General features: G+C 33.5%; 9 protein-coding genes. 7 read left to right on the forward strand and 2 right to left on the reverse strand.

Annotated elements, in window-relative coordinates:
• Positions 1 to 253: 253 nt before the first annotated feature.
• The 3 genes from BPMYX0001_RS10970 (at position 254) to BPMYX0001_RS10980 (ending at position 2,416) form a co-directional block, all read left to right on the forward strand.
• Positions 254 to 706, forward strand: coding sequence for a CHRD domain-containing protein (locus tag BPMYX0001_RS10970; RefSeq protein ID WP_006094924.1), 453 nt, complete (start codon positions 254 to 256; stop codon positions 704 to 706).
• 372 nt (positions 707 to 1,078) lie between these two features.
• Positions 1,079 to 1,633, forward strand: coding sequence for an undecaprenyl-diphosphatase (locus BPMYX0001_RS10975; RefSeq protein WP_003197858.1), 555 nt, complete (start codon positions 1,079 to 1,081; stop codon positions 1,631 to 1,633).
• Between the two features lie 285 nt (positions 1,634 to 1,918).
• The gene (locus BPMYX0001_RS10980; RefSeq protein WP_006094925.1) at positions 1,919 to 2,416 is read left to right on the forward strand and encodes a DUF421 domain-containing protein; all 498 of its coding nucleotides are present in this window, start codon (positions 1,919 to 1,921) and stop codon (positions 2,414 to 2,416) included.
• On the opposite strand, the gene pdxR is transcribed toward BPMYX0001_RS10980, so the two are convergent.
• Positions 2,417 to 3,883, reverse strand: coding sequence for a MocR-like pyridoxine biosynthesis transcription factor PdxR (gene pdxR, locus BPMYX0001_RS10985; RefSeq protein WP_033798884.1), 1,467 nt, complete (start codon positions 3,881 to 3,883; stop codon positions 2,417 to 2,419).
• A 148-nt stretch (positions 3,884 to 4,031) separates the two neighbouring features.
• On the opposite strand from pdxR, the gene BPMYX0001_RS10990 reads away from it, so the two are divergent.
• On the forward strand, positions 4,032 to 4,949 hold the full coding sequence (locus BPMYX0001_RS10990; protein ID WP_006094927.1) for a DMT family transporter: 918 nt from the start codon (positions 4,032 to 4,034) through the stop codon (positions 4,947 to 4,949).
• Between the two features lie 180 nt (positions 4,950 to 5,129).
• Here BPMYX0001_RS10990 and secY read toward each other — a convergent pair whose 3' ends face one another.
• Entirely contained in the window at positions 5,130 to 6,434 is a 1,305-nt protein-coding gene (gene secY, locus BPMYX0001_RS10995) for a preprotein translocase subunit SecY (RefSeq protein ID WP_006094928.1), read from the reverse strand.
• Between the two features lie 655 nt (positions 6,435 to 7,089).
• On the opposite strand from secY, the gene BPMYX0001_RS11000 reads away from it, so the two are divergent.
• The 3 genes from BPMYX0001_RS11000 (at position 7,090) to BPMYX0001_RS11010 (ending at position 10,125) form a co-directional block, all read left to right on the forward strand.
• Positions 7,090 to 7,881 carry an arylamine N-acetyltransferase family protein gene (locus BPMYX0001_RS11000; RefSeq protein WP_006094929.1) on the forward strand — a complete coding sequence of 264 codons (792 nt, stop codon included), beginning with the start codon at positions 7,090 to 7,092 and terminating at the stop codon, positions 7,879 to 7,881.
• 151 nt (positions 7,882 to 8,032) lie between these two features.
• Positions 8,033 to 8,683, forward strand: coding sequence for a YdeI/OmpD-associated family protein (locus BPMYX0001_RS11005; protein ID WP_033798885.1), 651 nt, complete (start codon positions 8,033 to 8,035; stop codon positions 8,681 to 8,683).
• Between the two features lie 326 nt (positions 8,684 to 9,009).
• Positions 9,010 to 10,125: an NAD(P)/FAD-dependent oxidoreductase gene (locus tag BPMYX0001_RS11010; protein WP_033798886.1), complete on the forward strand. Its 1,116-nt coding sequence runs from the start codon at positions 9,010 to 9,012 to the stop codon at positions 10,123 to 10,125.
• Positions 10,126 to 10,159 lie beyond the last annotated feature (34 nt).

Consider the following 10,159-nt stretch of genomic DNA (forward strand, 5'->3'; position numbering starts at 1 on the left):
CAGCTTAGCATAAAGCGAATTTGAGCGGAAGAGAAATGTATCGTATGAACCAAAGACATCATTGAACAAAAAATGCATAGATTTGTGGAATTGAGATGGACTCTTTTTTATTAATATTTCGTGCTATTTTGATAAATGCATTAAGAAAAAACATTGATAAGATTCCATTAACCCAAGAAAATGTAGTTATCGTTGTACATCTAAAAGCGATAAATCTATTTATAGTAAAAACGTGCAAGCTGTTTTCTATCAAATGAATAAAATACATTATTTAATGAATAGGGAAGTGAACTATACTTTGTCTAAATGTTTTTTAACTAGATTAACAGGGCGAGAAAAAGTGCCTCTTGTAAAAACAGATGCTTGCGGTTTAGTACTATTTAGATTTAATACTGATTTTACAGGACTTCGATTTAAATTGGTGCTTAATGATATAGAAATATTGACTGCTGTTCACATTCATCTAGGGACGCGAGGCGAAAATGGTCAGGTTGTCGCATTTCTTTTTGGACCAGTAACGCGTGGTATTAGTGTCAATAGAGGAGTGGTAACGGGAATAATTGTAGAAAGTGACCTTACTGGTCCTTTACAAGGTATGTCCTTGTTAGAACTAGCAAGAAAGATGGAAATCGGCAATTCGTATGTAAACGCTCATACGGAAAACCACCCAAACGGAGAAATTCGAGGGCAAATAAAAAGGTTTTAATCTTTCTTAACTGTATATAGTCTGTTCTTACAGGTTATAATTCCATATTTTTATTCCTTATAAGTATGATGACAAAAACCTTTAGCCATAATTATGACTAAAGGTTTTTGTTGTGGGGAAATTTATATAGAACCAATAATTTTTAAGGAGGTAAAGTTCATGGAAGATAATAAAAAATCAATTCTCGCTTTTATAGTGTTATTTCTAGGTTTAGTGTTCATTGTTGGAGGGATGGTTTATAGTTTGTGGGGACCATTTTAAATTCATTGGTGAACAATTGCCACCTAGGCAATTCAGTCATAAACTGTTTTCCATTTTTTATTAGTTAATGGACTTTATATATCATTTCAGAAATAAAGGAGAACATTTATAATGAATTATATGCTGTTTAAGGTTATAAATCGTCTTGCTGGACGAGGAACTACTATGGATGCGATAATGGTTTTTCTTTCACAGAAGACGCGTTATCTATACCTTTTCATATTAATATTTATGTGGTTTAGAAACAATTTCTACAAAAAAATTATTTTGTATGCAGGAATTTCAGCAGGAGTTACTTTATTTATAAACCGTATCATCCAACTTTTTTATTTTAAACCTCGTCCTTTTATTTTCCATCGAATTCGTTTGCTTATCCCATCAAAGAGTAATTCCTCATTTCCAAGTAAACATACTGCCTTAGCTTTTGCTGTAGCGACTTCCGTTTTACTTCGTGAACGTTTAATTGGCTCTATTATGTGGTTATTAGCAGTTTTGACAGGTTTTTCACGTATTTGGGTAGGACATCATTATCCATTTGACATAATCGGGAGTGCTGTTATAGGTAGTCTAACAAGTGTGATTATTGATAAGAATACATATACATTTCAGTCTCTTATTACTTGGATTATAAATATATATTCATCGTTCACAAAATTATTTAAATGAAAAAAAAGAAAAATTCCCTATGTCATTCTTGGGAATTGTACCAAATAAAAAGAGAACATCCGCTTCTTTTGTTTTATGGAGTAGAGCAAGAGAAGGCACAAATTGAAAATCTCTTTTGGAATTTTAAAAAATCTAGTAAGGATTGACTAGAATAACTAAAAACAAGTACATGCTAGGGAGTGCTAGTATATACTTGTTTTTAGTTTTTAGGAACTGTGTGAACAATAAAGAATTTAATTAATGGTAATGTTATTCATAAATTAGCATTAAAGGAATGGATTGTTGATGAATATTTTTTTTGAAAGCATAATTTTAATTGTTACGGGTATCCTCGCTTTAAAATTAACCGGAAGTAAATCAATTAATCAGATGACAAGAGCTGAAATTATTATCGTTGTCTCTATTGGGCGTATTATTGTAGAACCAGTGCTAAGTAGAAAAGTAGGACCGTCTATCCTTGCTGCTTGTATATTTTCAGGTGTTTTATTTATTATTCATTATGTAGAAATGAAATCAAGAGGGATGGAACAATTTTTAAATGGTAATAGCATTGTTATTGTTGAAAATGGAGAAATTTTGAAAAATAATTTGAGACGTACGAAAATGACAGAACAGCAACTGCTGATGTATTTAAGAGAACAAGGAATTCATGATATTAAAACATTACAACAAGCAACGGCGGAACCGAACGGTCGCGTTGGTTATCAACTAACAGCTGGAGCACAACCAGTTACTTGCGAAATGTTAGAAAAGATATTGCACCAATACAACCTGAAAAAGTAGTTAATATGGAGATATATTAACTATTTTTTGTTGTTTTAGGGAGTTTAGCAATACGTTATGAAATCTTTTTAATCCAATCAACATGTCTTTTTCATTTAACATAGAATAACTAATTCGTAAATAGTTATATTTTGATTCATGATTCAAAAAACAAGCCGTTCCTGGTAGAAAAGAAACGTTCGCTTCATTCGCTTTTTTAAGTAACATAAAAGCATTGATTGAATCTGGAAGTGTAATCCATAAATTAAAACCACCTAGAGGTTTTTGAAAATGAATTTCCCCTGTTAGAGAAGTTAATATTTCTAGTGTTGTATCGCGTCTTAGTTGTAATGCGGTGCGTAATTTTTCTAAAAGATTTTTCATTCTTTCTGCTCGTAAAAATGGAAGAAGTGCCTTTTGTGTTAGTAACGGACTTCCTATATCCATCGAAGCTTTCACAGCATATAACCATTCAAAAATAGGTCCTTCTACAGCTAATGCTGCAATACGAAGGCCTGGCGCTAATGTTTTACTGAATCCTTTTAAATATATAACGTGACCATTTGTATCAAAGGTTTTAAGTGGAGGTGGAATTATAACTTCATCAAAATATATTTCCCCAAAAGAATCATCTTCAATTATAAAAAAATGATACAGTTCTGCTAGTTCTACAAGTTCATTTCTCCTTTGGCTACTCATTATAGTACCTGTAGGGTTTTGAAAAGTAGGATTCACATATACTAAAACGGGTCTCTGTTTTTGACAAACTTCATCGATTAAATCAGAGCGAATTCCTTGTTCATCAAGCTCAATTGGTATGATTTTAACCCCTTTGTTTATAAATACATCAATTGCTGCACCGTAGCACGGGCTCTCTATTATAACTGTATCACCTGGTTGTAACAATGTTTGAGCGATTAAATCAATTCCTTGCTGGGCGCCACTTGTAATTAATAAATTAGAAGGATCTACAGCTAGTCTTTGATAATCTTTTAAGTATCTTGCAATTTCTATTCGAAGCTCTTCATCTCCTTGAACTGGTCCATAAGTTGCTAATATCATTTGATCTTTGTCTATTATTTTTTGCATTTCATCCGAAAGAAATGGATTAGGTAAAAGACGAGGATAAAGAATGGCCTGTGAAAAATCATAATATTTCCTATGTTGATTCATTACATATTGAGATCGCATGACATTGATTGATTTCGTATGTTGCCAATCATACGGCGTAGGCTGATGCTTCCGATGTTCATGTTTATGTATATACACACCTTTTCCTTGTTTAATTTGTACATAACCTTTTGTTTCCAGCTGTTTATAGGCTTTACGAACGGTTAATATACTTATTTTCAAATCATCTGCTATAGTACGTAAAGAAGGTAAGGAATCACCATGTAATAACATTCCACTTTGAATCCGCTCAACAACTTGCATATAAATTTGTTGATAGAATGGTATATTAGACTCTTTGCGTAGTACAATTTTCATGATCTCACCTGAGTTTCTTTTTAATTTAATTAAATCTAAAAACATATGTAGGAGCAACTATAGATTTATCCAACTGTTATATACGTTGATATACTGTTATACACTGTTTCCTCTATACTCATCTTAAAAAACAAAAGGAGGAAACATAATGGTCATTTTTAATTATATTTTAATTTGTATGATTTTCGGCACAACATTTTTAACGATAAAAATTGGGATTGAAGCGGGGGCACCACCATTATTCTCGGCGGGAATCCGTTTCTTTTTAGCAGGTGTTATTCTAATCATCATATTTACCTTAAAACGGAAAGGTATTATACCATACCTACTTTCAAAACGAATTATATATGTTGGTTTTTGTTTAACCTTTATGACATTTGCAACATTATATTGGGCTGAACAGTATATTTCTTCGGGTTTAGCAGCTGTTCTTTCTGCAACAGGGCCAATGATGATTTTGTTATTACAATCGAAGAGAAATAAAACAAAACTACAACGGGAGCAATTTCTCGCTCTAATCATAGCGCTTATTGGAGTTGTTTGTATCTCCTTACCAGGGATGCACCAACAACTCACTTTTATATGGAGTATCGCTTGCCTTGTCATATTAGTCGGCGAATTATTTTATGGCATAGGTTCCATCCATTCAAAAGAAATACTTTCAGATCTGCCAAAAGTATCGCCGTTTCTCATTAACGGAATCCAAATGTTTTACGGTGGACTTTTTCTTCTGATTAGTTCTATTTTTATAGAACAGCCAAATCTCGATATATTAACATCTTGGAGTGTACAATGGCCCATTCTATATCTTATCTTTGTAGGGTCAATTGGTGGGCATGGTTTATATTATTGGCTCTTGTCAAAGACCAATCCAGTATTCCCATCAACTTGGCTGTATGTATCTCCATTAATTGCTGTTATTACAGGATACGTATTTTTAGGAGAACCAATTAATCCAGTAATGGGAATCGGAGCGTGTCTCATCTTGATGGGTGTATTTTTAGCAAATCGCTCTACACTTGGAGTGTACTTTAAACAGGGGAGATTATTGAAAAAAGAAATGTAACATGATTGTATTTCAGTTGTGAAATAGAAGAATAAAATAGTGTGTTTATGACAATGGAATTGATATGTAATTAAATGTTTTTTTATATGTATACTGTTGTTTTTCAAAGTTACATAAATAAAAACCCTCTCATATAGAAAACGAGAGGGTTTCATTATGCCTAATTTGTATGTAAAAATATTAGTTTACTTTCTTTATAAACCCTTTATAGTGACGCTTCACAAGCTGGCTTTCTAGTGTCTTCATTGTTTCTAACGCTACCCCTACAATGATGAGTAAACTTGTACCACCAATTTGAGCAGAAGGTGGTAAAGTAGCCACTTTCGTAAATACAATTGGTAAAATTGAAATAGCACCTAAGAAAATTGCACCAATAAACGTTAAGCGATACAAAATTTTTGTTACATATTGCTCTGTCGATTTCCCTGGTCGAATACCTGGAACGTAGCCATTTTGCTTTTTCAAGTTTTCGGCCATTTGTTCAGGATTTACTTGAACAAATGCATAGAAGTATGTGAAAGCAATAATGAGTCCAACGTAAAGGATCATTCCAACTGGATGTGTAAAGTCCAGATTTGTACTTAACCATTTAGACATATCAGAGTTAGGGAATAACTGCGCAATGGTCCGTGGTGTCATTAGAAATGCAGAAGCAAAAATAACAGGAATTACACCCGCACTGTTTACTTTAAGCGGTAAATGTGTATTTTTTGCCCCTTGATATTGATTATTCCCTGAAACAGCTTTTGCATATTGAATAGGTATTTTACGAATTGCCTGTTGGATGTAAATAACACCAACAACGATCGCTAAAATAATGAGTCCAATCAATACTACTTTTACAATATGCATAAAGAGTTGATCTCCAGCATTTTGGAATTGTTGTAAATAAATTTGATTTACGACATTTGGAATCGCTGCAACAAGTCCTGCAAAGATAAGCATTGAAATTCCGTTACCTACGCCGTTTGCAGTAATTTGTTCACCTAACCAAAGTAAAAATGCAGTACCGGCAGTTAGCACTGTAGCGATAAATAAATACGTAGTCCATCCTGGATTAGAAATTAGTTGCCCGCCTGCTATATTGTTAAAGCCAATAGACATTCCAATGGCTTGAATAAATGCGAGAATGATTGTAAAGTATCGGGTAAACTGAGCTGATTTTTTACGGCCCATTTCCCCTTGCTTTGCCCACTCTGTAAATTTAGGTACAACATCCATCTGTAACAACTGTACAATAATGGAGGCTGTAATATATGGTGTGATACCTACAGCAAAGATTGAGAAGTGTTGTAAGGCTCCTCCGCCAAATACATTAAGCATACCTAAAACATTGGCTTGATCTTGTACTTTTAATACCTCTGCGTTAGTATGAGGAACTGGTATAAACGTGCCAATTCGAAAAACAATTAACATCGCAAGTGTAAAAAAGATTTTCCTTCTTATCTCAGCTACTCTCATAAAGTTTGAAATCGTACGAAACATCGTGTCGCCTCCTGTATTTTTTAGCAGTTATCTAAAAAGAAAACTGTTTTTTTATATCCTGATGAACGAACTACAAGCCTCCTTCCGTGTAGAATTCATTTGACAAATGGATTTTCATACATTTTGTAGTGTTGTTATGGATATAAAAAATACAAACGTTTTTATAAGCGATAGATTTATTTTCGTAATCATTCAATAACCATAATATAACTAATAAATAAAAAAATGTACATAGATACGCATGAAAAATGAATGAAAAGGGTAATTCTTTACATTGTTATATGAAGAGTTGATTACATAAGTTTGTAATTGTTATCTATGTATAAGTAGAGAATTATCTACAATTGATAGCAGTCAAGTTGTGGCTGTAGCGTGGGATTAAGTGTTAATAGGAAGTGTGTTTACTCCAAGTGATATTCATACACCTTTATGGTTATGGAATCAATATTTCCGGACCTTGTTGTTCAAAACACATTAAAATAAAATGAAAAGAAGTAGATGCTGGTGTTTCAAACATCGGTATCTACTTCTTTTTATTAAAAATCAGGAATTTTGTACCGGTACAGTTATTGTAAATGAACATTGTTGATGCTCTTCATAGCTTTTAAAATTAGCATATAATACATTCACTCTAAATATTGAAGGGGTGCTTTATATGACAGAGTTACAAGATCAGTTTTTTGCAAGGTTAAACCTAAAGAAACAACAGACTGTGAGATTTGAGGACTTGAACAAAATAATTAGCGCAATTGCGTATGAAATTCCGTTTGAGAATTTAGATATCGTAACAGGTAATACGAAAGAAATTTCTAAAGAGAATTTACAAAAGAAAATACTAATGAGTTCACGAGGTGGGCTTTGCTATGAAATGAATTCTATTCTATATTACTTATTAAAAGATTGTGGATTCGATGTGAAGTTAGCATTAGGCACAGTTTATAAAAGTGATTTAAATGTATGGGCTCTTGAAGAAAGCCATATTACAATCATTTTAAATTATGATTCAGTATCGTATTTAGCTGATGTAGGAATTGCTTCACTTGTACCTCTCACACTTGTACCGTTTACTGGTGAGACTGTTACTTCAAAAAATGGCGAATATCGTGTTAGGAGAAAAGATACAGATAAAGGAACTTATATTTTAGAAAGACGAGACACTCATTCGTGGCATGACCCACATGAAAAGATAGAATGGAAAGTATGTCATGCTTTTCGTACGGATCCTATTGATGAAACAACTTTAAATGAAGTTCAAAGAAAAGTCATAGAAGATGAGAATTCTAGTTTTAATAAAGGGCCGATTGCAGTAAAACTTACGCATTCTGGATATGTCTCTTTGACGAAAGATAGTTTGACTCAAGTAATGAATGGCCAAAAAAGGAAAAGTGTAATTACAGAGAATCACTATAAGAAGCTCTTACATGATATATTTAACATTGAAATGTAAACCTTACCTTTGCATTCAAAATAGAAATAGTATGATCCTTAATGTAAAAGCGTCATGGTAAATAAATGGTTTGGTTTGCACAGCAAGGTCATTCTCTTTTATGGTAATATAGGTACGATAAAAGTAACAATGAATAAAAAAGGAGTCTACTATGTCCGTTATCGATAAATTGAACCTTAGTAAATATAGTAATATGGCAGTGATTAATCAACCAAGCGATTATGCCCTTTTTACTGAACACGCAATTAAGTTATCTAAAGATCATGATGCTATTTTCATTTTTGTAGAAACAATTGATGAGATGGTGAAGTACACGCAACTTATTATTAATAAGCAAATATTACTCGAAAAAGGTTATTTATTTTTTGCTTATCCCAAAAAAGGTAACACTCGTTATGAAACTTTTATTCACAGAGATGAAATATTCCCAGCAATGAACGTTGGAGAAGATGGATATGTAGGCAATAGTGATATTAAGTTCGCACGGATGGTAAGTATGGATGATGTCTTTACTGTCGTTGGTTTGAAATGCGAAAAAAAGAAAGTTAAAAAGACATCTGCTGCCAGTCAATGTGTTTCTGATTATGTAGAGAATATTAAAGATGTAGAAGTATTATTAGCTAAACACCCAAATGAACTTCAGTTTTATCAAAGTTTAACACCAGGCTATCAAAAAGATTGGGCACGCCACATATTCTTAGCAAAACAGCAACAGACACGTGAAAAGCGTGCGCAGCAAATGGTTGAAATCCTTTCACAAGGTTATAAATCAATTGATTTATTCCGCAGAAAGAAGAAATAAAGAAGATTTAATAGTAAAACTAGGATATTCAAAAAGAGTGGAATTTTTTTAAAGTGTAGTTATAGGTACCGTAAGTCTAATTTTAAGATGTAAAACATATTCTTGATCTCATCAAGAATATGTTTTTTTATGAACTTCCGTTTTCGATATCAAAATACATAATGATGACACAATTAATAGAAGAGAAAAGTTGAAAAAACATCTCCTTCAAGTATACTGAATATGATTCAGAATTTATGAGAGTGGCTTTTTACAGCACATAAAATGTGTAGAGCTCTCGTGCAGTAAATAGAATATAAAAGAATGAATAAGAAAAGGTGTTTGAAATGAAATCGTATATTGTAGTTGGAGCTGGAATTTTAGGGGCGTCTACTGCTTATCATCTCGCTAAAGAGGGAGCTCGTGTTACTTTGGTTGATCGCCAGGATTTAGGACAAGCAACGGATGCAGCAGCAGGAATTGTATGTCCATGGCTTTCACAACGGCGTAACAAAGCTTGGTATAAAATCGCGAAAGGTGGAGCGAGATATTACGCTTCTTTAATCCAGCAATTAGAAGAAGATGGTGAAATAGATACAGGTTATAATCGAGTAGGTGCTATTAGCTTACATACAGATGATAAAAAGTTAGATCAAATGGAGGAGCGAGCATATAAACGACGTGAGGATGCTCCTGAAATTGGCGAAATCACTCGTCTATCACCAGAGGAAACAAAAAAATTATTCCCGCCGTTATCGGAAGAATATGGAGCTGTGCATATAAGCGGTGCTGCTCGGGTAAATGGACGAGCACTTCGTCAATCTCTTGTAAATGCTGCGAAAAAACATGGTGCTACCTTTATAAAGGGAGATGCTGTTTTAATTCATGAAAACAATTATGTTAAAGGTGTTCATGTAAATGGTGAAACAGTAACGGCAGATCAAGTAATTGTTACCGCAGGAGCATGGGCAAATGAGTTGTTAAAACCTCTTGGTGTTAACTTTCTTGTGACCTTCCAAAAAGCACAAATTGTTCATTTACATATGCCGAATACGAATACTGAAAATTGGCCAGTTGTTATGCCGCCAAACGATCAATATATTTTAACTTTTGAAGATGGCCGTGTAGTTGTAGGTGCAACACATGAAAATGATACTGGTCTTGATTATCGTGTTACAGCTGGTGGTTTGCATGAAGTATTTGATAAAGCATTGTCTGTGGCACCAGGGTTAGAAAATAGTACGATGCTGGAAACAAGAGTTGGTTTTAGACCATTTACACCAGGTTTTCTTCCAGTCATTGGTCCGTTACCTAATTTTAAAGGTATACTAGTTGCGAACGGCCTAGGTGCTTCTGGATTAACAGCAGGTCCATACTTAGGTTCAGAACTTGCAAAACTTGCTCTTGACCAACCGATAGAATTGGATTTAAGTCATTATGATGTAGCTGGTGCACTTGAATAGTGATTAGATCTAGAAACAAAAANATAGTAAGTAA

The sequence above is a fragment of the Bacillus pseudomycoides DSM 12442 genome, from assembly GCF_000161455.1.
Lineage (GTDB): Bacteria > Bacillota > Bacilli > Bacillales > Bacillaceae_G > Bacillus_A > Bacillus_A pseudomycoides.

Bases quoted from the DNA above. Each gene is read 5' to 3' on its own strand.
- secY (WP_006094928.1), bottom strand. From the start codon at position 6,434: ATGTTTCGTACGATTTCAAACTTTATGAGAGTAGCTGAGATAAGAAGG.
- BPMYX0001_RS11000 (WP_006094929.1), top strand. From the start codon at position 7,090: ATGACAGAGTTACAAGATCAGTTTTTTGCAAGGTTAAACCTAAAGAAA.
- BPMYX0001_RS10990 (WP_006094927.1), top strand. From the start codon at position 4,032: ATGGTCATTTTTAATTATATTTTAATTTGTATGATTTTCGGCACAACA.
- BPMYX0001_RS11010 (WP_033798886.1), top strand. From the start codon at position 9,010: ATGAAATCGTATATTGTAGTTGGAGCTGGAATTTTAGGGGCGTCTACT.
- BPMYX0001_RS10980 (WP_006094925.1), top strand. From the start codon at position 1,919: ATGAATATTTTTTTTGAAAGCATAATTTTAATTGTTACGGGTATCCTC.
- BPMYX0001_RS10970 (WP_006094924.1), top strand. From the start codon at position 254: ATGAATAAAATACATTATTTAATGAATAGGGAAGTGAACTATACTTTG.
- pdxR (WP_033798884.1), bottom strand. From the start codon at position 3,883: ATGAAAATTGTACTACGCAAAGAGTCTAATATACCATTCTATCAACAA.
- BPMYX0001_RS11005 (WP_033798885.1), top strand. From the start codon at position 8,033: ATGTCCGTTATCGATAAATTGAACCTTAGTAAATATAGTAATATGGCA.
- BPMYX0001_RS10975 (WP_003197858.1), top strand. From the start codon at position 1,079: ATGAATTATATGCTGTTTAAGGTTATAAATCGTCTTGCTGGACGAGGA.